This window comes from Symbiopectobacterium sp. (assembly GCF_051710365.1).
Lineage (GTDB): Bacteria > Pseudomonadota > Gammaproteobacteria > Enterobacterales > Enterobacteriaceae > Symbiopectobacterium.
In genome coordinates this window covers 21,858-47,620 of sequence record NZ_JBPETA010000003.1, presented here as the reverse complement: position 1 = coordinate 47,620, position 25,763 = coordinate 21,858, and the positions used below count along the sequence as shown (strand labels likewise).

20 protein-coding genes and 1 pseudogene are annotated in these 25,763 nt (G+C 53.7%); 2 read left to right on the top strand and 19 right to left on the bottom strand.

What is annotated here, in order from left to right:
* Nucleotides 1-155 precede the first annotated feature (155 nt).
* The 19 genes from tilS to rpsB all read right to left on the bottom strand — a co-directional run bounded on the left by tilS (nucleotide 156) and on the right by rpsB (nucleotide 21,780).
* Nucleotides 156-1,484: a tRNA lysidine(34) synthetase TilS gene (gene tilS / locus ACTBDZ_RS00685; protein WP_438813831.1), complete on the bottom strand. Its 1,329-nt coding sequence runs from the start codon at nucleotides 1,482-1,484 to the stop codon at nucleotides 156-158.
* On the bottom strand, nucleotides 1,474-1,863 hold the full coding sequence (locus ACTBDZ_RS00680; RefSeq protein ID WP_438813830.1) for a VOC family protein: 390 nt from the start codon (nucleotides 1,861-1,863) through the stop codon (nucleotides 1,474-1,476). The genes tilS and ACTBDZ_RS00680 overlap by 11 nt, the downstream gene beginning before the upstream one ends.
* A 104-nt stretch (nucleotides 1,864-1,967) precedes the next feature.
* A complete protein-coding gene (gene accA, locus ACTBDZ_RS00675; protein ID WP_438813829.1) occupies nucleotides 1,968-2,927 on the bottom strand; it encodes an acetyl-CoA carboxylase carboxyl transferase subunit alpha in 960 nt (319 codons plus the stop codon).
* 12 nt (nucleotides 2,928-2,939) lie between these two features.
* Entirely contained in the window at nucleotides 2,940-6,422 is a 3,483-nt protein-coding gene (dnaE, locus tag ACTBDZ_RS00670; RefSeq protein WP_438813828.1) for a DNA polymerase III subunit alpha, read from the bottom strand.
* Nucleotides 6,423-6,504: 82 nt separating this feature from the next.
* Complete coding sequence (rnhB, locus tag ACTBDZ_RS00665; RefSeq protein WP_438813827.1) at nucleotides 6,505-7,101, bottom strand: ribonuclease HII; 597 nt, start codon at nucleotides 7,099-7,101, stop codon at nucleotides 6,505-6,507.
* Nucleotides 7,094-8,257 carry a lipid-A-disaccharide synthase gene (gene lpxB, locus ACTBDZ_RS00660; RefSeq protein WP_438813826.1) on the bottom strand — a complete coding sequence of 388 codons (1,164 nt, stop codon included), beginning with the start codon at nucleotides 8,255-8,257 and terminating at the stop codon, nucleotides 7,094-7,096. Before lpxB ends, rnhB begins: the two co-directional genes overlap by 8 nt.
* 3 nt (nucleotides 8,258-8,260) lie before the next feature.
* The gene (lpxA, locus tag ACTBDZ_RS00655; RefSeq protein ID WP_438813825.1) at nucleotides 8,261-9,049 is read right to left on the bottom strand and encodes an acyl-ACP--UDP-N-acetylglucosamine O-acyltransferase; all 789 of its coding nucleotides are present in this window, start codon (nucleotides 9,047-9,049) and stop codon (nucleotides 8,261-8,263) included.
* A 4-nt stretch (nucleotides 9,050-9,053) separates the two neighbouring features.
* The gene (fabZ, locus tag ACTBDZ_RS00650) at nucleotides 9,054-9,509 is read right to left on the bottom strand and encodes a 3-hydroxyacyl-ACP dehydratase FabZ (RefSeq protein WP_195315614.1); all 456 of its coding nucleotides are present in this window, start codon (nucleotides 9,507-9,509) and stop codon (nucleotides 9,054-9,056) included.
* Nucleotides 9,510-9,699: 190 nt separating this feature from the next.
* Nucleotides 9,700-10,722, bottom strand: a complete 1,023-nt coding sequence (gene lpxD / locus ACTBDZ_RS00645) for a UDP-3-O-(3-hydroxymyristoyl)glucosamine N-acyltransferase (RefSeq protein WP_438813824.1) — start codon at nucleotides 10,720-10,722, stop codon at nucleotides 9,700-9,702.
* Between the two features lie 3 nt (nucleotides 10,723-10,725).
* A complete protein-coding gene (gene skp / locus ACTBDZ_RS00640; protein ID WP_438813823.1) occupies nucleotides 10,726-11,223 on the bottom strand; it encodes a molecular chaperone Skp in 498 nt (165 codons plus the stop codon).
* 123 nt (nucleotides 11,224-11,346) lie between these two features.
* Nucleotides 11,347-13,773 carry an outer membrane protein assembly factor BamA gene (gene bamA, locus ACTBDZ_RS00635; RefSeq protein WP_438813822.1) on the bottom strand — a complete coding sequence of 809 codons (2,427 nt, stop codon included), beginning with the start codon at nucleotides 13,771-13,773 and terminating at the stop codon, nucleotides 11,347-11,349.
* A gap of 35 nt (nucleotides 13,774-13,808) precedes the next feature.
* Complete coding sequence (gene rseP, locus ACTBDZ_RS00630; protein WP_438813821.1) at nucleotides 13,809-15,161, bottom strand: sigma E protease regulator RseP; 1,353 nt, start codon at nucleotides 15,159-15,161, stop codon at nucleotides 13,809-13,811.
* A gap of 13 nt (nucleotides 15,162-15,174) precedes the next feature.
* Nucleotides 15,175-16,032, bottom strand: coding sequence for a phosphatidate cytidylyltransferase (cdsA, locus tag ACTBDZ_RS00625; RefSeq protein WP_438813820.1), 858 nt, complete (start codon nucleotides 16,030-16,032; stop codon nucleotides 15,175-15,177).
* Nucleotides 16,033-16,041: 9 nt separating this feature from the next.
* Nucleotides 16,042-16,803, bottom strand: a complete 762-nt coding sequence (gene ispU / locus ACTBDZ_RS00620) for a (2E,6E)-farnesyl-diphosphate-specific ditrans,polycis-undecaprenyl-diphosphate synthase (RefSeq protein ID WP_438813819.1) — start codon at nucleotides 16,801-16,803, stop codon at nucleotides 16,042-16,044.
* A 204-nt stretch (nucleotides 16,804-17,007) separates the two neighbouring features.
* Nucleotides 17,008-18,201: a 1-deoxy-D-xylulose-5-phosphate reductoisomerase gene (ispC, locus tag ACTBDZ_RS00615; RefSeq protein WP_438813818.1), complete on the bottom strand. Its 1,194-nt coding sequence runs from the start codon at nucleotides 18,199-18,201 to the stop codon at nucleotides 17,008-17,010.
* Nucleotides 18,202-18,270: 69 nt separating this feature from the next.
* Complete coding sequence (gene frr / locus ACTBDZ_RS00610; protein WP_438813817.1) at nucleotides 18,271-18,828, bottom strand: ribosome recycling factor; 558 nt, start codon at nucleotides 18,826-18,828, stop codon at nucleotides 18,271-18,273.
* 223 nt (nucleotides 18,829-19,051) lie between these two features.
* Entirely contained in the window at nucleotides 19,052-19,777 is a 726-nt protein-coding gene (pyrH, locus tag ACTBDZ_RS00605; protein ID WP_438813816.1) for a UMP kinase, read from the bottom strand.
* A gap of 310 nt (nucleotides 19,778-20,087) precedes the next feature.
* Entirely contained in the window at nucleotides 20,088-20,945 is an 858-nt protein-coding gene (tsf, locus tag ACTBDZ_RS00600; RefSeq protein ID WP_438813815.1) for a translation elongation factor Ts, read from the bottom strand.
* A 109-nt stretch (nucleotides 20,946-21,054) separates the two neighbouring features.
* A complete protein-coding gene (gene rpsB, locus ACTBDZ_RS00595) occupies nucleotides 21,055-21,780 on the bottom strand; it encodes a 30S ribosomal protein S2 (RefSeq protein ID WP_438813814.1) in 726 nt (241 codons plus the stop codon).
* A gap of 373 nt (nucleotides 21,781-22,153) precedes the next feature.
* Between rpsB and map the strand changes: the two genes are divergently transcribed.
* Complete coding sequence (gene map, locus ACTBDZ_RS00590) at nucleotides 22,154-22,948, top strand: type I methionyl aminopeptidase (protein ID WP_430361106.1); 795 nt, start codon at nucleotides 22,154-22,156, stop codon at nucleotides 22,946-22,948.
* A 109-nt stretch (nucleotides 22,949-23,057) separates the two neighbouring features.
* A pseudogene (glnD, locus tag ACTBDZ_RS00585) lies at nucleotides 23,058-25,748 on the top strand (bifunctional uridylyltransferase/uridylyl-removing protein GlnD).
* Nucleotides 25,749-25,763: the final 15 nt, after the last annotated feature.

Here is a 25,763-nt window from a genome sequence, read left to right as displayed (position 1 = left end):
CTTGTTATAGGAGGGCCAGTTAGTGATTTTAAAATTTTGTTTTGCCATGGAGACCTGATTTTGAAACAACTATGGTGATCTGATCCGATGATTACCCAAACTTTCTATTTATTCAACAAAGCCCCTGAATAGCGCTGATAGATTCTGTATCGACGCTACGCCATCCGCCACACTATCTGCCATGCGGTATCATCTGCTGGCGTTTCTCCTTCCTGCATCACAAAGACGCCAACGGCTGCGATAGGGTATTCGTTGTAATACAGAATAGGAATTTGTTCACGCATCCAGGGAGGAATCGCATATTCCTGCCACAGTTTTTTCGCAGATCGTCCGCCACTGCGCCCAACAATATGCAGTTTCCCTTTCAGGCCAAAACGCACGCTCACTTGCTCATCAGGATGCGGGCGTCGGATACTCATACCTTGTTCGTCCAAGGACAGATAACCTAACCGGTGCGGAAGCATTAGTTTGCCCTGCTCAGGTTGCCAGGGTAACACCAGGTCGACGACGTTTACGCACTCGGCAATACAGTATAAACGCTGACGAAAGCGTCGAATCTGTACGGTGCCCAATTGTAACAACGGTTCTGCATCCTGGCGGCTGAGAGCAACATCCTGCCACAAATGCAGTAATTGTTCGCGTGAAGGCATCGCCACCTCGTGCACTCTCAGCCAACGCCGCAACAGCGCAAAACGGTGCGGTTCGCTCAGGGGGAGCAAAGCATCAATCGCCAACGCGCCTTTCGCGTCACAGGCCGACTGAAGCGATGGCGCCAACAATTCATCCAACAGTTGTTCCTGCTCGGCACACAGTCGCGCGCTGCGCGCCACTGCTTCTGGAAATGACGGCCAGCGCTGTTTTAGTTGCGGTAATACCTGCAAACGGAGAAAGTTGCGATCGTAACGCGCGTCGCAATTGCTCTCGTCTTCCACCCACGTGAGTCGATAATGATGGGCATAATCTTCAAGTTGCGCTCGCGCTACGCCCAGCAATGGGCGTAGCAAGCGATTCGCGCCCAGCTGCCCCGTAGCCCCCATCGCTGAAAGCCCGGCAGGCCCGCTGCCACGCTTGAGCGCCAACAGGAACGTTTCGCTCTGATCGTCGAGATGCTGTGCGGTAAGCAACACTTCTTCAGGTAACAGATGTTGGCGCAGTGCCTGGTAACGCGCTTCGCGCGCTGCCGCTTCAACACCACGCTCACGCGCATCCACAGTGACAGGCAGCACCGTGCAGGGAATATCCCATTGCTGGCAGGTCAGCATGCAGTGCTGCGCCCAACGCTCCGCGTGTGCACTTAGCCCATGATGCACATAGGCGGCACGCACAACAATATCCGAACGCTGCGGCATCAATTGATACAGCATATGCAGCAGCACGCTGGAATCCAGCCCGCCACTATAAGCCACCAGAACACGCTGACAGCCAGAGAGCTGCACCGCTACGTTTTCCAGTAGCGCAGCCACGTCGGTCCGCTCACTGCTCATAAAGCTCCAACGGTAATCCATCCGGATCGCGTAAGAAGGTGAAACGACGCTGGGTAAATTCATCCACCCGCACCGGTTCACAGGCGACGCCTGCGCGTTGCAGTGTATCGCACGCCTCGTCAATGTCGACTACTGCAAAAGCAAGATGGCGCAGGCCACAGGATTCAGGCTGAGTGGGCCGTGGCGGTGGAGAGGGAAACGAGAACAATTCGATAACGTAACGCCCCTTTAACGCCAGATCGCCTTTCCATGAGTCGCGCTCTGCCCGATAGGTTTCCGCCAACAGATCAAACCCAAGGACATCGCAATAAAATGCCTTACTGCGCCGGTAGTCAGAGGCAATAATGGCAATATGGTGAATGGCCGTTAACGCCAGCATGCGTACTCCTTGTTGTGGCAAGGTGATGATAGAATAGCCGCATAATAGCAAAAAGTCCGCCTCCTTGCGGAAAGCGGACTTTATTCAGCGCGATAGGTCTGGGATCAGCAGTAACCGTAGTTCATCAAACGGTGGTAACGGCGATCGAGCAGCGCCTCTTTATCCAATTCATCCAGCTCACGCAAGTCTGACAGCAGTTGTGCTTTCAGCGACGCCGCCATGGTTTCCACATCACGGTGCGCAGAACCGAGCGGTTCAGGAATGATAGCATCAATCAGATTCAGCTCTTTGAGACGCGGGGCGATGATTCCCATCGCTTCCGCCGCCAGTGGCGCTTTATCGGCGCTTTTCCACAGGATAGAGGCACAGCCTTCTGGTGAAATCACAGAATAGGTGCTGTATTGCAGCATGTTGACCTTGTCACCCACACCAATCGCCAATGCACCACCGGAACCCCCCTCTCCAATCACCGTACAGATAATCGGTACGCTCAGGCCGGACATCTCACGCAGGTTGCGCGCAATGGCTTCCGACTGGCCGCGCTCTTCAGCACCAACGCCTGGGTACGCGCCCGGCGTGTCGATAAAGGTGATAATCGGCAGGTTAAAACGCTCTGCCATCTCCATCAGGCGCAGCGCTTTACGGTAGCCTTCAGGTGCAGGCATACCGAAATTGCGGCGAATTTTCTCTTTGGTTTCGCGCCCTTTCTGATGACCAATGATCATCACCGGACGCCCATCCAAACGCGCAATGCCGCCTACAATCGCTTTGTCATCGGCATAGGCGCGATCGCCCGCCAACTCATCAAAGTCGGTGAAAATATGGCTGACATAGTCCAGCGTGTAGGGACGCTGCGGATGACGAGCCAATTGCGCAATCTGCCAGGCACCCAGATCGGCAAAAATCTTGCACGTCAGTTCAACGCTTTTTTCCCGCAGCCGCTGGATCTCTTCGTCCAGATTAATATCCAATTTTTCATCTTGACGGCTGACTGAGGTCAGCGAGTCAATTTTCGCTTCCAACTCTGCAATCGGCTGCTCAAAATCAAGAAAATTCAGACTCATAGTATTCCTATTTTAGTCAAATTCCAGTTCCACCTGGGTGTTCCCCAGCAGTGTGCGCAGGTCATTAAGCAGCACATCGGTTGGCGTCACACGCCATGCCGCGCCAAAACGTAACCGGGCGCAGGCATCCTCTCGCTGGTAGTAAAGGTGTACCGGGATCGTCCCCGATCGATGAGGTTCCAACGATTGGCGGAGACGGTTTAATAGCTGGTCATCAATTTGCCTGTCAGTCAGCGAGATAGCAAGCCCGCGCGCATATTTTTCACGCGCTTCACTGATATCCATGACCTCTCGGGCCATCATTTTAAGGCCCCCGCTAAAGTCATCAAAGCTGACCTGTCCACTGACGATCAGAATTCGGTCTTTTTCAAGCAGATGCTGATACTTATCTAACGCTTCAGTAAACAACATCACTTCCAAACGGCCGGAACGATCGTCCAGTGTACACACGCCAATGCGATTACCTCGCTTGGTGACCATTACGCGGGCAGCCAGCACCAGGCCGACCGCCGTTGTTACTTTGCCCCGATCCGTCGGGTGCATGTCCTTCAAACGCAAGCCGGCAGCATAGCGTTCAATTTCCTTGAGATACTGCGTGATCGGATGGCCCGTCAGATAAAGCCCTAAGGTTTCCCGCTCACCGTCCAACACCACCTGCTCCGGCCAGGGAGCTACCGTGCTGTAGGACTGTTCTACCTGCTCCGGCGCTTCCGCCAGAACACCAAACATATCTGCCTGACCAATAGCTTCGGCCTTGGCATGCTGATCGGCAGCCTTCAACGCATCGTTGAGCGAATTCATCAACGCCGCGCGATGCGGCCCCAGCCGGTCAAACGCACCGGACATGATCAGCTTTTCCAGCACGCGGCGATTCAGTTTCTTGATATCAGTACGGGCACAGAGATCGAACAGCTCGCGGAAATATCCGCCCTGATTTCGCGCGTCGATGATAGCTTCTATCGGCCCTTCACCGACGCCCTTGATCGCGCCGATGCCATAAACAATTTCCCCGTCATTATTAACGTGAAAATGGTACAGCCCGCTGTTGATATCCGGCGGCAGGATTTTTAGCCCCATACGCCAGCACTCATCCACCAGCCCCACCACTTTATCCGTGTTATCCATATCCGCCGTCATCACAGCGGCCATGAATTCGGCAGGATAATGCGCCTTGAGCCACAGCGTTTGATACGACACCAGTGCGTAAGCAGCTGAGTGCGATTTGTTAAACCCATACCCGGCAAATTTTTCCACCAGGTCAAAGATCTTCATCGACAATTCGCCGTCGACGCCCATCTTCTTCGCGCCGTCCTCAAACACGGAGCGCTGCTTGGCCATTTCTTCGGGTTTTTTCTTACCCATAGCACGGCGCAACATGTCCGCGCCGCCCAGCGTATAGCCGGAAAGCACCTGGGCTATCTGCATCACCTGTTCCTGATACAGGATGATACCATAGGTCGGCTCCAGCACCGGCTTCAGCGATTCGTGCTGCCACTGTATATCAGGATAGGAGATTTCTTCACGTCCGTGCTTACGGTCGATAAAGTTATCCACCATCCCTGACTGCAAAGGCCCCGGACGGAACAACGCCACCAGAGCGATCATGTCTTCAAAGCAGTCCGGCTTCAAACGTTTGATCAAGTCTTTCATGCCGCGCGATTCAAGCTGGAACACCGCCGTGGTTTCCGAACGTTGCAGCATGTCGAAACTTTTTTTATCGTCGAGCGGGATGGCCGCGATATCAATCGGCTCCAACCCCTGCCTGGCACGACGGGCGTTAATAATCTCCAGCGCCCAGTCGATGATAGTCAACGTGCGCAACCCCAGGAAGTCAAACTTCACCAACCCGGCATATTCCACGTCGTTCTTGTCAAACTGGGTAACCGGATGATTCCCTTCCGAATCGCAATAGAGCGGTGCGAAATCGGTGATTTTGGTCGGCGATATTACCACCCCACCGGCGTGTTTACCCGCGTTGCGCGTCACCCCTTCCAGTTTGCGCGCCATATCGATAAGCGCTTTGACTTCTTCGTCGGCGTCGTAAATTTCCTGTAGCTGCGGTTCAGCAGCAAAGGCTTTTTCCAGCGTCATGCCCGGATCGGGTGGCACCAGCTTGGAGATGCGGTCGACAAACCCGTAAGGGTGTCCGAGCACGCGACCTACGTCGCGAATAACCGCTTTGGCCGCCATGGTACCAAAGGTAATGATCTGCGATACCGCATCGCGCCCGTACATTTCAGCAACGTGATCGATAACCCGGTCACGCTTTTCCATACAGAAGTCGACGTCGAAGTCAGGCATCGATACACGTTCCGGGTTAAGGAAACGTTCGAACAGCAGGTCAAATTCAAGCGGATCGAGATCGGTGATTTTCAGTGAGTAGGCCACCAGCGAGCCGGCACCCGAACCGCGCCCCGGACCTACCGGAACATCGTTGTCTTTTGACCACTGGATAAACTCCATCACGATCAGGAAGTAGCTAGGGAACCCCATCTGGTTGATAACGTTGAGTTCGATTTCCAAACGCTCGTCGTATTCCGGGCGACGCTGCTTACGCACCTCTTCGTCAGGGAACAGGAACGCGAGACGCTCTTCCAGCCCTTCACGGGCCTGTTTAACCAGAAAATCTTCGGTGGACATATCACCGGTCGGAAATTGGGGCAGGAAATACTCCCCCAGACGGATGGTGACATTACAGCGTTTGGCTATCTCGACGCTGTTCACCAGCGCTTCCGGGATGTCGGCAAACAGCTCACACATCTCGTTTTCGCTGCGCATATATTGCTGCGCGCTGTAGTTACGCGGACGCTTTGCGTCATCGAGCGTATAGCCATCGTGGATAGCAACGCGAATCTCATGGGCATCGAACTCATCGGCGTTGATGAATCGAACATCGTTGGTCGCCACCACCGGCAGATGGTGCTTCATGGCTAATTCAATTGCCGCGTGAAGATAGCTCTCTTCATCCGGGCGACCGGTGCGAATCAGTTCCAGATAATAGCGGCCCGGAAAGTGCTCTTGATAAAAGGCCAGGCTTTGCTCGACCAACGCCTGATTGCCGCGCAGGATAAATTTGCCGACGTCGCCCTGCCGGGCACCCGAAATCAGCAGTAAACCTTTACCGTATTCGATCAACCAGTCGCGTTCGATGGTGGGGCCTTCGGCACCGTAGCCGCGCTGATAAGCGTGGGAGATCAGCAGGGTGAGGTTTTGATACCCCTCGTTGTCCATGGCGAGCAGAGTGAGCTGTGCAAGTTCATCGCCCAGCACATCGCTGCTTACCAGAACATCCGCGCCGACAATGGGTTTAACGCCCGCACCGTGTGCGCCACCGTAAAATTTCACTAACCCGCACAGGTTGGTGAAATCCGTGATCGCCAGGGCTGGCACGCCCAGCGCGGCCGCCTTTTTTACCAGCGGCCCGACTTTTGCCAACCCATCGATCATGGAATAGTCACTGTGCACACGCAAATGGACAAAACGTGGTTCGGCCATATCCAGATCCTAGACGTTGTCGAAAACAGCCCCGCATTACGAGCAGGGCACCGATATTACCTGATTGCACGTGGTTGACGGGCTATGCCAACCCCAATACGCGTTTTACGGGGGCGAAACTGCGCCGATGGTACTCAGTAGCACCTAACAGAGCGAGTTTTTCAAGGTGATAAGCCGTCGGGTAACCCTTGTGCTGCGCAAAGCCATATTCAGGGAAACGGGCATCCAACTCGACCATTTCCCGGTCTCGCGTCACTTTGGCGAGAATCGATGCGGCACTGATCTCGGCAACACGGCTGTCGCCCTTCACCACCGCCAATGCAGGCATGGGCAATAGCGGGCAGCGATTGCCGTCTATCAGCACATAATCGGGTGCCAGATGCAACCCTGCAACGGCACGCTGCATCGCCAGCATCGTGGCATGCAGGATATTCAATTGGTCAATCTCTTCGGGCTCGGCGCGCCCCAAACTCCATGACAGCGCTTTGTCTTTGATTTCATCATAAAGCGCCAGACGGCGTTTTTCACTGAGCTGTTTTGAATCAGCCAATCCAGCGATTGGACGCTGCGGATCGAGAATCACCGCAGCGGTGACAACCGCCCCCACCAACGGGCCGCGCCCCACTTCATCTACACCAGCTATGCGCGTTGCATCCGGATAGACAAAAACATCATACATGGTTCACTTCACCTCGGGCCAATTCCATTACAGCCTGTGCCGCCTGCGTATCCGCATCACAACGAATCTGTTGGTGCAGCGCCAAAAAGGTCTCGTGCAGTTGTTTCACGTCTTCCCCGCCTTCCAGCCAGGGAAGCAACGCCGCCGCCAGCTTGTCTGGAGTGCACTCCTCTTGCAGCAACTCTTTTACCAATTCGCGCCCTGCCAACAAATTCGGTAACGACACCCAGGGGGTTTTTACCAAGCGCTTTGCCAGCCAGAACGTAAAAGGCTTCATGCGGTAGCCTACGACCATCGGGCATTTTGCCAGCATGCACTCCAACGCTGCCGTGCCGGACGCCAGCAGCGCCGCATCGCTGGCGATCATCGCTTCACGCGCCTGACCATCCAACAAACGCACGTCCAGCTCGGGGGCCGTTTCTTGCTTGATGCGTTCAAATTGTTCACGCCGCTTGGCATTCACCAACGGCACCAACACGGCTAAATCAGGATAGCGTTGGCGTAATAACTGTGCGCTGCGTAAAAAATCGGCGCTCAGCATCTCCACCTCAGCCCCGCGACTGCCCGGCAGCAGCGCCAGACAATGCCGCTCAGGCGCGATGCCTAAATGTGCGCGCGCCGCCAGTTTGTCCGGCTGTAACGGCATGGCATCGGCCATGGTGTGGCCGATAAAGCGGCAAGGCACGTTGAATTTGTCGTAAAACGCTTTTTCAAAGGGAAGAAACGCCAACACCAGATCGGTGGCACGCCCAATTTTGAAAACGCGTTTCTGGCGCCAGGCCCACACGGAGGGGCTGACGTAATGAATGGTGCGGATACCGCGCGCTTTGAGGCGGCCTTCGAGCGTGATATTAAAATCGGGCGCATCAATGCCAACAAAAACGTCGGGCGCAAGCTCGGTGAAACGCTGCGTAAGGTCACTGCGGATCGACAGCAGGCGCGGCAAACGCCCTAACACCTCGACAATCCCCATCACTGCGAGCTCTTCCATCTCATACCAGGTTTCACACCCGGCTTCCTGCATGCGTGGCCCGGCTACGCCGACAAAGCGAGCGTCAGGCATCTGGCTTTTCAGCGCTCGGATCAGGCCCGCACCAAGAATGTCGCCGGAGGTTTCTCCGGCGACGATACCAATCACAAGGGGACGCGTTGACATGAATTACCGGATAATGCCGCGGGTAGAACGTGCAAAGAAATCGATAAACGCTTGAACCGCAGGATGATCTTTCGCCAGCGCTTCGATTTCCGGTTTCACCTCTTCCAACGTTCTCCCACTGCGATACAGCAGCTTGTAGGCGTTACGAATCGCCTGCTGGGTCTCTTTTTCGAACCCGCGGCGTTTCAGCCCTTCAATGTTGAGGCCAAACGGCGTCGCATGGTTACCTTGAGCAATGACGTATGGCGGCACATCTTGCGCCACGCCGGAACAGCCGCCGACCATAACGTGTGCACCGATGACACAGAACTGGTGCACCGCTGTCATGCCGCCGATGATAGCAAAATCATCGACTTCTACGTGTCCACCCAGCGTGGCATTGTTCGCCAGAATGCAGCAGTTACCAATGACGCAGTCATGGGCGATATGCGTGTTGATCATCAGCAGATTATCGCTACCGACTTTAGTCAATCCACCACCTTGTTCCGTACCACGATGAATCGTGACACTTTCACGAATACGGTTACGATCGCCGATCTCTACGCGAGTAGGTTCACCCGCGTATTTCAGATCCTGATTTACCTCACCAATGGAGGAAAATTGGTAGATCTCATTATCACGGCCAATTTTAGTGATCCCATTTACCACAACATGGGATTTTAATACCGTGCCTTCGCCGATCTCAACGTGAGAACCGACATAGCAGAACGGGCCAATGTGTACACGTGCACCAATAATGGCACCGTCTTCAACAATAGCGCTGGGATGAATAAAGGCGGTTTGATCAATCACGTTATCAGGCCTCCCGACGACGAGCACACATCATGGACGCTTCACAAGCCACTTCGCCATCCACTTTGGCGACGCCTTTGAAACGTGCAACACCACGGCGCTCTTTAATGAATTCAACTTCAAGAATCATCTGATCCCCTGGCTGCACCGGACGTTTGAAACGCGCTTCGTCCACAGCCGCGAAGTAGTAAAGTTCACCCGGTTCCAGTTTACCCACGCTTTTAAATGCCAGAATGCCCGTGGCCTGGGCCATGGCTTCCAGAATCAGCACGCCGGGGAAAATGGGCTTACCGGGGAAATGTCCCTGAAAGAAGGGTTCGTTGAAAGAGACGTTTTTCACCGCACGCAGGAATTTCCCTTCTTCAAAATCCAATACGCGGTCCACCAGCAAAAAGGGGAAGCGGTGCGGTAGTAGTTCTAAAATCTCTTCAATATGCAGAGTATGAGTGTTAGTAGTCAAAATACTCTTCCTGTCCGTAAAACTGATGCCATCAACAACACGGCCTGCGAGATCCCAAAAGGAGGATCATCTGGCAGGCCGCAAATAAGGATTTTTACGTCGGCCTAAGCAGGTAATCCACAACAACCAACGCGTATAAACCCGTCTCCATCAAGCCGCCGCCACTGCTTTGGCGAGGCTGGCACAGAGATCAATCCTGGTTGACTTTACGCTCAACGGCTTTCAGCCGTTTGCTCATATCATCAATACTCATCACCAGCGCTGTGGTTTTACGCCACGTTTTGTTTGGCTGTAACGGAATTCCCGATGAGTATACGCCGGGTTCGGTGATAGGTCTCATGACCATCCCCATGCCCGTAACCGTGACCTTATCGCAAATTTCCATATGACCATTGATCACACTGGCACCGCCAATCATGCAGTAACGGCCAATTTTCAGGCTGCCAGCCATGATAACGCCACCAGCGACTGCTGTATTGTCGCCAATCACGACGTTGTGTGCAATCTGGCATTGGTTATCAATGATAACGCCGTCACCAATAATGGTGTCGTCCAATGCACCGCGGTCAATGGTGGTGTTAGCACCAATTTCAACGCGATCGCCGATGCGTACCGTTCCTAACTGCGGGATCTTGACCCAATTGCCACGCTCGTTGGCATAGCCAAAACCATCGGAACCAATCACAGCACCAGATTGAATCAGACATTGCGCCCCTAACTCAACCCGATGATAAACCGTCACATTGGCCCACAGACGAGAACCTGCGCCAATCCTGGCGTGTTTCCCGACAAAACAACCGGCACCGATCACCACACCATCGCCTAACTCTACGCCTGACTCGATAACCGCATTCGCACCGATGGCAACATTGCGCCCCAGCACGACATCATCAGCAATCACCGCACTGGGTGCGATATCCTGCGCAGGTTGCGGCGTAGTATCCATCAATTGCGCCATACGCGCATAAGTCAGATACGGGTTTTTCACCACCAACGCGGCTGCCTTGCTGTAGGGCAGATCAGCTTCTGTCACCACCACGGCTGATGCCTGTGTCGTGCTCAGTTGCTCACGGTAGCGGCTGTCTGAAAGAAAGGTGATTTGTCCAGAGCGTGCCGAATGCATAGAAGCAACACCGGTGATGACGATATCGCCATCACCGTGTAATTGCGCATCCAACTGTGCTGCCAAGGCGTCCAGTCGAATTGAAACCATGAGTTATTTGACCTGTTTCAGCACATGAGCCGTGATGTCTTTCGCGTTACCGACATAGGCAACCGCGTTGGCATCAATCACGATATCGTAGCCATCTTTGCTGGCAACGCTTTTGATGGCATCCTGAATACGACTCAGGATCTTGTTACGTTCTTCCATCTGGCGACGGCAATTGTCTTGTTCAAACGCCTGAGCCTTGTTAGAGAACTGCTCACGCTGCGCCATCAGATCGTTTTCAGATTTGCTGCGGTCGCTGGCTTTCATGGTAGAACCATCACGCTGCAATTTTTGCATTTTGGTTTGCAGATCGCTTTCCATTTTCTGCAATTCAGATGCACGACCTTTAAACTCGTTTTCCAACTGCTTGGCAACGGTTTCACGCTGCGGCAACTGCTGGAAAATGCTGGCAACGTTGACAACGGCAATTTTGTCGGCCGCTTGAACGCTGGCAGACGCTGCCAGAACTAAACCGAGACCTGCGGCACACAACCACTTTTTCACGTTATTACTCCTCAACCTGATCTTTTTTATCACACATTAACGTGCACAAAGCTCTGGGTCAGCGCACGTGGCGCGTTACCAGAGCCCTATACTTCATTTAGAGACGACGTGTTTGTCGTGACACTACCACGTTTTACCAATGTTAAACTGGAACTGTTCCGACTTGTCTCCGTCAATTTTCTTGACCGGCTGGGCATAGGAGAACACCAATGGCCCAAGCGGTGACATCCACTGCACGGCAAGACCTGTGGACACACGGATATTGCCCGGTTCGCTGTAGTCAGGCACACCCGCCGCCAGGGTTTTGTCCGTGTTCTTCCAGTTGGTATCCCAAACCGTACCTGCATCCACAAACAACGAGGTGCGCAGCGAACTGGCATACTTATCGCTAGCAAACGGTGTCGGCAGAATCAGTTCCGCACTGGCAACCGCCATAGCGTTACCGCCCACAGCATCATCCGAATTATCCACACGGCAAGCCGAGTAACTGTTTGGCAACGGCTTTTCACACCGGTAGTAAGCCGCTTTAGGACCAATGGTATTCGACTGGAAGCCGCGTACCGTGCTCGAACCACCGGCATAGAAGTTGTCGTAGAACGGCACATCTTTGCTGCCAATACCATCCGCATAACCGGCACGCGCACGGCCCATCAACACCCAGTGGTGGTTTTCACTCAACGGATAGTAGGTCGCTGAATCAAAGGTCAGCTTATAGTATTCGTTGTCGAAACCCGGCACCGTCACTTTAGCGTTGAAGCTGGCACGGCTCCCTTCCGTCGGGAAGAAGCCACGGTCCAGACTATTGTAGACCCATCCGGCGTTGAGGAAGAAATCGTTGGCGTTAAAATCGGCGCTGGAGTGGTTACCCGATTCTACAACCGGCGGGTTAACACCCACCGAATTAAGATAACGCCACATCGCCACCTGCGGTGACATATCTGACACATCGTTATGTACGTAGTCCAGACCCAGACGCAATGAGTTGTTCTCGTTGATCGGGAAACCTAACGTTGTGCCTACGCCATAGCTGCGGTTGGTATAGTCAGAAAGTTCAGCATAGTAGGCTTTAAAGTCGTTATAGAAAATACGACCGCCGAGGCTGACGCCGTCTACCGTAAAGTAGGGGTTGGTCATCGACAGCTCGACATAGGTCTGGTAGCTGTTTTTGGTCCCGCTGATGCCCACAGAGTTACCGGTGCCCAGCCAGTTGTCTTGCTGAACCCCAGCCTGGAAGCTGACACCACTCTCCGTACCGAAGCCGACGCCGAAGTTCAACGTACCGGTGTTACGCTCTTTCACCTTGTAGGTGACGTCAACCTGATCGGCGGTGCCCGGCACGCGCTGAGTTTCGACGTCAACGCTTTCAAAGTAGCCGAGACGGTTGAGGCGCTCTTTACCCTGCTCAACAAGATCGTTACCCAACCATGCCCCTTCCATCTGGCGCATTTCGCGACGCAGCACGGAATCTTTGGAGGTATCGTTACCCTCGAAGCGCACACGGCGCACCGAGAAGCGGTTACCGGCATCAACGTTGATGTTGAGCTTGACGGTTTTGTCCCCGTCGCTGATTTCAGGCTGTGTCACCACGCGCGGATAAGCGTAGCCATAACGGCCCAGCAGCTTTTTGATATCCTCTTCCATGCGTGTCACTTTGGCGCCGTTATACAGCTCGCCCGGATTCACTTTCGTCAGCCCTTCAATCTCAGCAGAGTGACCCGCCAGATTACCGCGCACCGTCACCCCGGACAGCTTGTACTGATCGCCTTCCGTGATGTTGATGGTGATGTAGATACCCTTTTTGTCAGGCGTCAGGCTCACCTGAGTGGAGTCAATCGTGAAACGTGCGTAGCCGCGATCGAGATAGAAGCTGCGCAGCGTCTCCAGGTCGCCAGAGAGTTTCTGTTTCTGGTATTTACGATCGCCCATGACGTTCCACCACGGCACGTCATCGCGCAGTTGGAATTGGGCAATCAATTCATCAGAGGTGAAGGCTTTGTTGCCAACGATATTGATCTGCTGGATTTGCGCGGAAACCCCTTCGGTAAACACCAGTTTGAGGTCAACACGGTTGCGCGGCAACGGTGTCACCACCGCCTTCACGGAGGCGCTGTATTTACCGACGCTGTAGTAGAAATCCTCCAGCCCCTTCTCGATAGAAGAGAGGGTCGTGCGGTCTAACGCTTCGCCGACACGCACACTGGACGCTTCCATGTTTTCTTTCAGCATCTCATCCTTGACCGCTTTATTGCCGGAGAATGTGATGCTGGCGATGGTAGGCCGTTCTTTCACCTGCACAATCAAGGTTTCACCGTCACGCAGTACCCGGACATCCTCGAAGTTTCCGGTCGCGAACAGAGCACGAATGGTATTCCCGATATCGTCATCACTGACGGTATCACCCACACGGACAGGCATGCTGAGTAGTGCCGCACCGACAGCAACACGCTGCAAGCCCTCGAAATGAATATCCTTCACTACGAATCCGTCTGCACCGTATACGGTGGCGCTGCTGAACAGCAGCGACGCTATGAGCAACTTTTTCATCGCCATCGTTGTTATGCGTTTTTCCTAACCTACTCCCCCGCCTAAAGGCGAGAGAAATCATTAAAAAGTGCGAGCCCCATTAACAGCATCAACACCACCGTGCCGATACGATAACAAAAGTCTTGCACACGCTCAGAAACCGGCCTGCCTTTCAGTTTTTCAACCAGCAGAAAGAGCAGGTGTCCACCATCCAAAACCGGTAGCGGGAACAAATTGATAATGCCCAGATTTACACTGATCAATGCCAAAAACATCAGGTAGTAAATCAGCCCATAGTCGGCCGACATGCCGGCCCCCTGAGCGATAGAGATTGGCCCGCTCAGGTTATTGAGCTTAACATCGCCTGTTATCAGTTTTCCCAGCATACTGACGGTTAACCGCATCAGCTGCCAGGTTTTATCCGCAGCTTGATAAATCGCACTGAACGGCCCGTATTGCCGCACCGTCCTGTACTCCTCGGGCAGCGGGATGACTTTTGGCACCACCCCAGCAAACCCTTCTAACCTGCCACTGGTCGTTTTGCTGTCCGGCGTCAAGATTAGAGAGCGGGTCTCACCGTTTCGTTCAATGTCCAGCGCAATATCTGCATCCGGCTTGTCACGCACCGTACTGGCAAACTGCGACCAGCGCGTCAGCGGTTGCCCATCGACTTTAACGATCCTGTCCCCGACTTGCAAACCGGCTTTTTGCGCTGCCGACCCATCCTGTACCTGCGTCAGCACCGCATCGATTTGCGGCATACGCGGCACCATGCCCAATGAGGCGGCGGGATCCTGCCTTTCAGGATTGAACTGCCAGTCACGCAAATCCAGAGTTTTACGCACCACGGACGAAGAACCAAGCGGCGCAACATCAAGCGTTACCTCGTTATCGCCAATCTTGCCGATCAGCGTTAAACGCGCCGTGTCCCAGTCAGGCGTTTCGATACCATCTACCGCTTTTAGTTCCATCCCCGGCGACATCTGCGCCATAGCAGCAATGGAGTTGGGCACTATTTCGCCAACCACGGGCCGTACACCCGGCACGCCAATAATAAACACCAGCCAGTAGGCGGCAATCGCAAACAGGAAATTGGCAATCGGACCCGCACTCACGATGGCAGCACGTTGCCACACGGTTTTACGGTTAAAAGAGAGATGATGCTGTTCCGGCGAGACTGTATCCACACGCTCGTCGAGCATTTTGACATAGCCGCCCAGTGGAATTAAGGCAATGACAAACTCAGTCCCCCGCCGATCGCGCCAACGCCATAGCGCCTTGCCAAATCCAACAGAAAAACGCTCAACCTTAACCCCACAGCGACGAGCAACCCAGAAGTGGCCAAATTCATGCACCGTAATCAATACGCCCAGTGCAACAACAAATGCAGCCAAACTCCAAAGGACATTCATCATCTGTCAGGTCATCCTAAACCGTTTTAAACACTAAAAACATCAGGCAGGCAAATACCGTGATCGCCGCCGTCAGGCTATCGATGCGGTCAAGCACGCCGCCATGACCGGGAATCAGGTGGCTGCTGTCTTTAATACCAGCTTCCCGTTTAAACATGCTTTCGGTCAAATCGCCCAGTACCGATGCCAACGCTGCGATCACCGAACAGATGAGCAGCGTAAACGGCGCAACGCCCAAAGGCGCATAAACACTAAACAGCAGGGAGATAATCGCGGACGTGGCTAACCCAACGACAAAGCCCTCCCAGGTTTTACCCGGAGACACTTTGGGTGCCAGTTTATGCTTGCCAAACAGTTTACCAAACATGTACGCGCCACTGTCTGCGCCCCACACCAGCAACATCACGTAGAGCAGCCACCAGGCACCGAAGAAGGGATCGCTATCATAATGGTGCTGGCGCAACGCCACCATACCCCAGAAGAAAGGCACGATGGTCAACACGCCAAACAGCAGGCGCAACGCTTTGGAACCGCGCCAAAATCCCGCAGAACCGGGGTACGAGAGCACCAACAGCAGTGCGGCACACCACCACACCAGTGATACCCATAGCGAAACGCGAATAGGCAGCAGATGAACCGAATAGTGATAGTTGGGCAAGGATAGCGTCATCAACGCCAGCAGTGCGCCGCACATAAAGGCAAGAGACAAACGCTGGGCAGAAGATCCTAATCCGGCGAATTGCCCCCACTCCCAGGCGGCCAGCATGCAAACGCCGAGCGTTACTAGTGCAAATCCCTTCGGTGGCAGCAGAAACAATACTGCAATGACCAACGGGATTAAAATCAAGGCAGTTATCAATCGATACTTCAGCACACCTTCCCCCTATGATGCGTCAGCATCGGAAGGTGCAGTTCCACCGAAACGCCGTTCGCGTTGCGCAAATGCATTCATCGCACCTTCAAAATCGTGTTCATCGAAATCAGGCCAAAGGACATCGGTAAAGTAAAGCTCAGCATAAGCAATCTGCCACAGCAAAAAATTACTGATGCGGTGTTCTCCCCCCGTCCTGATGACCAAATCGACCGGCGTTTGATCGCTCAAACACAGGGCGTGGGATAAGGTATCTTCGTCGATCGTGTCCGGGCGGAGCGTGCCTTCCTGCACCTGCTCAGCCAATTGTCTGACGCCCTGAATAATATCCCAACGTCCGCCATAATTCGCGGCAATATTCAGTATTAACCCTGGATTATTTTTTGTCAGTGCTTCAGAGCGGCGAATGCGCTCTTGTAGACGTGGGCTGAAACGGCTGATATCACCGATAATACGCAACTGAACGCCATGTTTATGCAGGCTTTTGACCTCGCTGTCCAGCGCTCGAACAAACAGTTCCATCAGCGCTTTCACTTCTTGCGCCGGACGGTTCCAGTTTTCGCTACTAAAGGCATATAAGGTCAAGGCATCGAGCCGATGGCTTACCCCAAAGCTCACCGCACAGCGCACCGCCTTCACACCAGCCTGATGGCCAAAAACGCGCAGCTTGCCACGGTTTTTCGCCCAACGGCCATTACCATCCATGATGATTGCGACATGCCTTGGCCCGCTTTCGGGTGGCGTAATGGGTGTTTGTTGATTATCAGACGGCATAACGCGAACTTAATTTCCTCAAGTAAGAAAACAATCCATCCCTAACATCAGACCCGTTAGCACAAAAAAGCCGTGAACGAGCACGGCTGTACGTCCTTCGCCAGCGTTTTCGCACTGACCTCGACGCGAATGGCGCAGACTATATCACCTTGATCCCGCATGAACAAATTGTGCCGCGAAGATCGCGTCCGCAAGCACACGTTGTCAGTGGAAACCGCGTAACGCCTCCAGGCCTTTCTCGCGAGCCCAACGGTCAATAGCCAGGACATCGTCAACGGACTCTGGCTCGGCGCAGGAAAGTTGCTCCATGACGCGCTGATTCAACGACGCAATATCGGTAAAGCGAATCACACCGTGCAAAAAGGCGTCGACAGCAACTTCATTAGCCCCATTCAGCGCGGTCGTTGCCGCCTGGCCCTGATTGCACGCAGCGATCGCTAACTGCAAGCAGGGATAACGCGTCATGTCCGGCTCGCTGAACGTGAGTGGGCCAAGACGCATAAAATCCAGCGGTGCCACGTTCGACACCACGCGCTGCGGATAGGCCATTGCATGCGCGATCGGCGTGCGCATATCCGGTGTGCCAAGTTGTGCCAAAACGCTGCCATCCCGATAGCGCACCATGGAGTGAATAACGGACTGCGGATGGATGATCACTTCCATCTGCGCCGCAGACGCATTAAACAACCAACGCGCCTCGATGTACTCCAGCCCCTTGTTCATCATGGTGGCGGAGTCCACGGAAATCTTGCGCCCCATGGACCAGTTGGGGTGAGCACATGCCTGATCGGGCGTCATCGCCGCCAATGCGGCCAGCGGTGTTTCTCGAAATGGGCCACCCGAACCGGTCAGAACAATACGTTCCACCCCATGTTCCGTTAATGAAGCGTAACCCAATTGGCGTTGAATGTGCTCAGGTAAACTCTGAAAAATGGCGTTGTGTTCACTGTCTATCGGCAGCAGTTGCGCACCATATTGTGCAACAGCGTTCATAAACAGTCGGCCACAGGTGACCAAAGATTCTTTATTCGCCAACAGTACTTGCTTGCCGGCCTTGATGGCCGCGAGCGTTGGCAATAATCCTGCGGCCCCCACGATTGCCGCCATCACCTGATCGACACCATCGAGCGCAGCCAACTCACACGCAGCCTGCTCACCCGCCAGCACTTCGGTACGGCAGCCTGCGGCCATCAGCCGTCCACGTAACAGTGTCGCAGCCTGGGGATCGGACATGGAGGCATAGGCGGGTTGGAATTGCAGGCATTGCGCCAGCATCACATCAACGTTTCGCCCAGCGGCCAGAGCAGTAACGGCGAATTTATCCGGATTGGCTTTCACTACAGCCAGCGTACTAACGCCAATCGAACCGGTTGAACCGAGGATCGTCAGTTGCTTCATGAAATTGCTCTAAAAAAATAAAGCGCCGCCAGTGGGTGTACTGGCTGGCGCTTTTATTTTGGAAGCCGATTAAAACTCCATCAGCTCATTTTCTTTTTCTGCCAGCGCGACATCAACTTTCTTGATATAGGCGTCAGTCAGTTTTTGCACCTCATCCTGCGCGCAGCGTTCTTCATCTTCACTGATCGCTTTATCTTTCAGCAGCGCTTTCAGCTTGTCGTTCGCATCACGGCGCACGTTACGCACGGAGACACGCCCTTGTTCCGCTTCACCGCGCACCACTTTGGTCAAATCTTTGCGGCGCTCTTCCGTCAACGGAGGCAATGGGACACGGATTACCGAGCCCGCAGAAGACGGGTTTAACCCCAGATCGGAGGCCATGATCGCTTTTTCAACGGCCGGGCCCAAGGTGCGGTCAAACACCGTGATCGCCAGAGTGCGCGTGTCTTCAACCACAATGTTTGCCACCTGGCGCAGCGGCGTAGCAGAACCGTAATATTCTACCTGGATGCCATCCAGTAGGCTCGGTGAAGCGCGGCCAGTACGAACTCTGCTAATTTGGTGCTTAAACGCTTCCACACATTTTTCCATGCGTGTATCAGCATCTTTTCTGATGTCATTAATCACGTTGCGGACCCTTGAATACTGGTTGCCGGACAGGTTATTTCCCTACGCTTTATCATGAAACCAACGCGCATGATAAGAGCAGACAGGGATGCATACAGCAAACCCGGTAAATCATTGATGCTTGCGCCGGGATGCCGACGCAGCGCGTTATCTATTGGTATTACGAAAATAAAGCAGTACCACCAAGATCAGGATAGTACCTTATTTTTCAGTACACCCGTTATTACTTCGTGATCAAGGTGCCCTCTTTTTCACCCATGACCACGCGGCGCAATGCACCGGGTTTGTTCATGTTGAATACGCGGATCGGTAAATTATGATCGCGAGCCAGCGTAAAGGCGGCCAAATCCATCACTTTCAGCTCCCGTTCGAGAACATCCTGATAGGTTAGCGTTTCATGAAGCGTCGCGGTAGGATCTTTCACCGGATCCGCAGAAAAAACGCCATCCACTTTGGTGGCTTTTAGCACCACGTCAGCTTCAATCTCGATACCGCGCAGACAAGCGGCAGAATCGGTAGTGAAGAAGGGATTGCCGGTACCCGCGGAGAAAATCACCACGCGGTTGTTGCGCAGCAGGCTGATAGCTTCGGCCCAGCTGTAATTGTCGCACACGCCGTTGAGCAGAATGGCTGACATCAAGCGCGCGTTGACATAGGCACGGTGCAGCGCATCGCGCATTGCCAGGCCGTTCATGACAGTGGCCAACATCCCCATGTGATCGCCCACCACGCGATTCATACCAGCCTGTGCCAGACCGGCACCGCGGAACAGGTTGCCACCACCGATAACGACGCCGACCTGAATGCCCAGCTCAACCAGTTCTTTAATTTCCTGAGCCATGCGGTCCAGAATGCTCGCATCGATACCAAAACCTTCGGCTCCTTGTAATGCTTCGCCACTCAGCTTAAGCAGGATACGTTGATATACGGGTTTTGCGTTGGTTGCCATGGTGTTATTGTCCTAACGGGCTATCATCATAATGGGAATGTGATTACTGTCACGCCTTAGTGCCCCATACCGCGCGCGTCATTGAACCGACGCATAAATGCGCAGTGGCAGTAAAACGTGTTGAAAATTTTGGCTGGATACACCCGGCTTCATGTCACTTTCCCATGGGTACGCCCAGTGGGTATTCCCCGTGGATAGTGTGCGTCAGTTTACTCGGAAATGCGCCGAGTGAACCTCACCAACACCGCTGTACATGAAGTATGACGGGTATAAAAAGGAACCGCCAACTGGCGGCTCCTTTTTTTGCATCTTAAGACTGCTTGCTCATCGCGGCGACTTCAGCAGCGAAGTCAACTTCCGCTTTCTCAATGCCTTCACCCACTTCGAAACGGATGAAGCTGATGACGTCAGCTTTGTGCTCTTTCAGCAGATCGCCAACAGTTTTGTTGGGATCCATCACGAAGTGTTGACCGGTCAGAGAGATTTCGCCGGTGAATTTACGCATACGGCCTTCGACCATTTTTTCTGCGATTTCACGCGGTTTGCCAGATTGCATGGCAATGTCCAACTGGATCTGGTGCTCACGTGCAACCACATCTGCCGGAACGTCTTCAGCTTTCACGTACTCAGGTTTGCTGGCAGCAATGTGCATAGCAACGTGCTTAACCAGTTCTTCGTCAGCGCCGGTAGCGGCAACCAGTACGCCAATGCGTGCGCCGTGCAGGTATTCACCCAGCACGTCACCTTCCTGAATAGCGATACGACGAATATTGATGTTTTCACCAATTTTCGCGACCAGCGTAGTACGCTGCTCTTCGAATTTCGCTTTCAGAACGTCAACGTCAGTGATGCGTTCGTTCAGCGCAGCCGTTGCAACTTCTTCACCGAAAGCTTTGAAGCCAGCATCTTTAGCAACGAAGTCAGTTTCGCAGTTCAGCTCAACGATAACGCCATATTTGCCGTCAGCCGCGATCTTGGTCAGAATCACACCTTCAGCAGCAACACGGCCTGCTTTTTTCGCAGCTTTAGCCTGGCCAGACTTACGCATGTTATCGATAGCAAGTTCGATATCACCGTTAGCTTCGACCAGCGCTTTCTTGCATTCCATCATGCCAGCGCCAGTACGCTCGCGCAGTTCTTTTACCAGGGCAGCGGTAATTTCAGCCATTATCTTTTCCTCGGTTATCTCGTGGGAGATAAGTAAAAGGGGGCCATTAAGGCCCCCTAACCAACATATTCAATACCTGGTTAATAAGGGCTCGACGGAGCCAGTCTTATTATTCAGCTTCTACCAAGCCTTCTTCCGCTTGAACAGCCAGATCTTGAGAACGGCCTTCACGGACAGCGGTAGCAACAGCGCTCAGGTACAGGGTTACTGCACGGATGGCGTCGTCGTTGCCAGGGATGATGAAGTCAACGCCATCCGGATCGGAGTTGGTATCAACCACAGCAAATACCGGGATACCCAGGTTGTTTGCTTCTTTGATGGCGATGTGTTCATGGTCAGCGTCAACCACAAACAGAGCATCTGGCAGGCCGCCCATATCTTTGATACCGCCCAGGCTGTTTTCCAGCTTGTCCAGTTCACGAGTACGCATCAGAGCTTCTTTTTTGGTCAGCTTGTCGAAGGTACCGTCTTGAGATTGGGTTTCCAGATCTTTCAAACGGTTGATGGACTGACGAACGGTTTTCCAGTTAGTCAGCATACCGCCCAACCAGCGATGGTTCACGAAGAACTGGTCGCAGTTGTTTGCAGCGTCTTTTACCGCTTCGCTTGCAGCGCGTTTCGTACCAACGAACAGGATTTTGCCTTTGCGAGAAGAGATTTTGCTCAGCTCAGCCAGTGCATCGTTGAACATCGGAACGGTTTTTTCAAGGTTGATGATGTGAACTTTGTTACGCGCACCAAAAATGAAAGGTTTCATTTTCGGGTTCCAGTAACGGGTCTGGTGACCGAAGTGTACGCCAGCCTTGAGCATATCGCGCATGGAAACAGTTGCCATGATTACCTCTATAAATTGAGTATGGGGTTAAGCCTCCACATGTCCCATTACACCGACCCCTCAGCCACGTCATAAGACATTGACCTTCGAGCACCCCGGTGAACGTGTCGACATGTGTGTGTTATTTACACATATGAGTTTAGTGAATTCCGCTGAACCTGTTAGCCAGACCCAGTCAGATCACCGGCGCGCTTTATACCATAAAGTCCCCACCGACACCAACTTTTGTTGCACCCTTTACCCGATTTTCTCCTGACGCACCGCCATTGAATCCAAATGGGGATTTGGCACCATCCGTCAGGGCTGATAACATAAGTGGTTAGTGAGTAACCTTAAATTCGTCGACTACTTCGACACCTGCGGACAATTTTGCATGGCTATATCAATAAAAACCCCTGAAGACATCGAGAAAATGCGCGTCGCTGGCCGCCTTGCGGCGGAAGTGCTGGAAATCATCGAACCGTATGTGGTTCCCGGTGTCAGCACTGGCGAACTCGATCGCATCTGCCACGACCATATTACCAACAAGCAGCAGGCCATTTCTGCCAGCCTCGGTTATCACGGCTTCCCGAAATCGGTGTGTATCTCTATCAACGAAGTGGTATGCCACGGCATTCCCAGCGATGAGCGTCTGCTGAAAGACGGTGATATCGTCAATATCGACGTCACGGTCATCAAAGACGGCTTCCACGGTGACACCTCCAAGATGTTCATCGCCGGTAAACCCACCATTCTGGGCGAACGTCTGTGCCGTATCACGCAGGAAAGTCTCTATCTGGCGCTGAAAATGGTCAAGCCGGGCATCCGGCTGCGTGCCCTGGGTAAAGCCATCCAGGTATTCGCGGAAAGCAATGATTTCTCCGTGGTGCGTGAATATTGCGGCCACGGCATTGGTCGCGGTTTCCATGAGGAACCTCAGGTGCTGCATTACGATGCCGATGACGGCGGCGTAGTGCTGCAAGCGGGCATGGCATTCACCATTGAGCCGATGCTTAACGCGGGCGATTTCCGTATCCGCACCATGAAAGACGGTTGGACGGTAAAAACCAAAGATCGCAGCTTGTCGGCGCAATACGAGCATACTATTGTGGTAACCGAAAACGGTTGCGAAATTATGACGCTGAGGAAAGACGACACCATCCCCAACATCATTTCGCACCCGGCATAATGGTGCGCCAGCCCGACGGTTATCTTTCGGCGGCGGCCAGGGATACCGTTAACAGGGCTGGCGTCTCTTTTATGGCGTTTGCCAGGCAACGCTTAAGGGCTGTGAATTTATGAATGACAACAACGCTTCTCACTCCGCCGACGTGTTCACCGCTGACATACAGCCCCCCGCCTCCCCATTAACCTACAGCGACAGCGAATTGGATTGCTCAGCGCTCAAACTGTCCATGGAGCGTTTTCAGACGTGGTTAGGCGCTGAATTTCGCGCCGGAGTAGCAGCCGAAACGCTGATTACCGCCAGAACTTTTTTTATCGACCATCTGCTGCAACGTCTGTGGGCGTTTTACGGTTTCGAATCTGCCGCACAAACGGCGCTGGTGGCCGTTGGTGGATACGGGCGCGGTGAGCTGCACCCGCTGTCGGATATTGATGTGCTGGTTCTCAGCGGGCAGTCGCTCAGCGCCCATCAATCTCAACAGGTGGGCGCGTTTATCACGCTGCTGTGGGATCTCAAGCTTGAAGTCGGTCATAGCGTGCGCACGCTGGATGAGTACCTGCAAGAAGGCAGAGCGGATATTTCCGTGGCGACAAATCTTATCGAATCACGCCTGATCTGCGGCGATGTCGCACTGTTTCTCTCCTTACAAAAACAGATTCTTAGCGAAGATTTTTGGCCCTCCTCCGCCTTTTTCCCGGCCAAAATCACCGAACAGCAAGAACGACATCAGCGCTACCACAGCACCAGCTACAATCTTGAACCGGATATAAAAAGTAGCCCCGGTGGGCTGCGAGATATTCATACCTTGCTCTGGGTTGCCCGGCGCCATTTTGGTACCACGTCGCTCAACGAAATGGTCGGATTTGGTTTTCTCACCGAAGCCGAACGCAACGAGCTCAATGAATGTCAGAGCTTTCTGTGGCGCATTCGCTTTGCCTTGCACCTGATTCTGTCGCGTTATGACAACCGCCTGCTGTTTGACCGCCAGCTCAACGTGGCACAGTTGCTGAATTACCGTGGCGAGGGTAATGCACCAGTTGAGCATATGATGAAAGATTTCTATCGCGCGACGCGCCGCGTCAGCGAGCTTAATCATATGCTGCTGCAACTGTTCGATGAGGCCATTCTGGCACTGGATGCCAGTGAAAAACCACGCGCGATAGATGACGAATTCCAACTGCGTGGCAACCTGATCGATCTGCGTGATGAAACCCTGTTCATGCACAAGCCGGAAGCCATTATGCGCATGTTTAGCACCATGGTGCGCAACTATGAGATCACCGGTATCTATCCCACCACGCTGCGCCAATTACGCCATGCGCGCCGCCATCTGGCCCAACCGCTGTGCGCTATTCCTGAAGCGCGTCACCTTTTTATGGCTATTCTGCGCCATCCACACACGGTAAACCGTGCCCTGCTGCCGATGCATCGTCATAGCGTGTTGGAGGCATATACGCCACCGTGGAGCAATATCGTCGGGCAGATGCAGTTCGATCTGTTTCATGCCTATACCGTGGATGAGCACACGCTGCGCGTGCTGCTCAAACTGGAAAGTTTTGCCGACGAAGAAACGCGCGCCCAACATCCACTGTGCGTGGAGCTGTATCCGCGCCTGCCGCAGCCGGAATTGCTGCTGCTTGCGGCGCTGTTTCATGACATTGCCAAAGGACGCGGCGGCGATCACTCTGAGTTGGGGGCGCAAGATGTCGTTGAGTTTGCCGCGCTGCACCAGCTTAATTCACGCGAAACGCAACTGGTTGCCTGGTTGGTGCGCTGCCACCTGCTAATGTCGGTTACCGCGCAACGTCGCGACATTCAGGATCCGGCGGTTATCCAGCAATTCGCCGCTGAAGTGAAAAGCGAAACCCGCCTGCGCTACCTGGTCAGCCTCACGGTTGCCGATATCTGCGCGACCAACGAAACCTTGTGGAACAGTTGGAAACAGAGCCTGCTGCGCGAACTCTATTTCGCCACCGAGAAACAGCTGCGCCGCGGGATGCAAAATACACCGGATGTGCGCGATCGCGTGCGCCATCATCGCCTTCAGGCCTTGGCGCTGCTGCGCATGGACAATATCGATGAAGAAGCGCTGCACCCTATCTGGAGCCGCTGCCGCGCAGATTATTTTTTGCGTCATTCGCCGAATCAGCTTGCCTAGCACGCACGCCATCTGGTTGAGCATGATTTACATCAGCCGCTGGTGCTTATCAGCCACCAAGCCAGCCGCGGCGGCACAGAAATTTTCATCTGGAGCCCAGACCGCCCTTGTCTGTTCGCCGCCGTGGCAGGCGAACTCGACCGTCGCAACCTGAGCGTGCATGATGCGCAAATTTTCACCAGCCGCGATGGCATGGCGATGGACACCTTTATCGTACTGGAACCCGACGGCAGCCCGGTCGCACCCGATCGCCACGAATTTATTCGCCAGGCGCTGGTTCAGGCACTCACACAGCGCGATTATCAACATCCTCGCCCGCGCCGCGCTTCCTCCAAATTGCGCCATTTCAGTGTGCCCACGGAAATCAGCTTCCTGCCGACACATACGGACAGACGCAGCTACATGGAGTTGAGCGCACTCGATCAACCGGGTCTGCTGGCGCGCCTGGGTAAAGTGTTCGCCGATCTCAACGTGTCGTTACACGGTGCGCGCATTTCCACGATTGGCGAGCGGGTAGAAGACCTTTTTATCCTTACAGACAAAGACAGACGCGCATTATCTCCGGAATTGCGCCTTATCTTGCAACAACGGTTGACAGAAGCCCTCGACCCAAACGATAAAGTAACCGAATTAACCATTGACTGACAGCACAGAAAGAGA

Coding starts and splice junctions, on each gene's coding strand:
- lpxB (WP_438813826.1), bottom strand. CDS start 8,257: ATGTCAACGCGTCCCCTTGTGATTGGTATCGTCGCCGGAGAAACCTCC.
- lpxD (WP_438813824.1), bottom strand. CDS start 10,722: ATGGTTTCAATTCGACTGGACGCCTTGGCAGCACAGTTGGATGCGCAA.
- tilS (WP_438813831.1), bottom strand. CDS start 1,484: ATGAGCAGTGAGCGGACCGACGTGGCTGCGCTACTGGAAAACGTAGCG.
- pyrH (WP_438813816.1), bottom strand. CDS start 19,777: ATGGCAACCAACGCAAAACCCGTATATCAACGTATCCTGCTTAAGCTG.
- map (WP_430361106.1), top strand. CDS start 22,154: ATGGCTATATCAATAAAAACCCCTGAAGACATCGAGAAAATGCGCGTC.
- rnhB (WP_438813827.1), bottom strand. CDS start 7,101: ATGTATGATGTTTTTGTCTATCCGGATGCAACGCGCATAGCTGGTGTA.
- dnaE (WP_438813828.1), bottom strand. CDS start 6,422: ATGGCCGAACCACGTTTTGTCCATTTGCGTGTGCACAGTGACTATTCC.
- tsf (WP_438813815.1), bottom strand. CDS start 20,945: ATGGCTGAAATTACCGCTGCCCTGGTAAAAGAACTGCGCGAGCGTACT.
- ispC (WP_438813818.1), bottom strand. CDS start 18,201: ATGAAGCAACTGACGATCCTCGGTTCAACCGGTTCGATTGGCGTTAGT.
- rseP (WP_438813821.1), bottom strand. CDS start 15,161: ATGATGAATGTCCTTTGGAGTTTGGCTGCATTTGTTGTTGCACTGGGC.
- bamA (WP_438813822.1), bottom strand. CDS start 13,773: ATGGCGATGAAAAAGTTGCTCATAGCGTCGCTGCTGTTCAGCAGCGCC.
- ACTBDZ_RS00680 (WP_438813830.1), bottom strand. CDS start 1,863: ATGCTGGCGTTAACGGCCATTCACCATATTGCCATTATTGCCTCTGAC.
- accA (WP_438813829.1), bottom strand. CDS start 2,927: ATGAGTCTGAATTTTCTTGATTTTGAGCAGCCGATTGCAGAGTTGGAA.
- rpsB (WP_438813814.1), bottom strand. CDS start 21,780: ATGGCAACTGTTTCCATGCGCGATATGCTCAAGGCTGGCGTACACTTC.
- ispU (WP_438813819.1), bottom strand. CDS start 16,803: ATGCCGTCTGATAATCAACAAACACCCATTACGCCACCCGAAAGCGGG.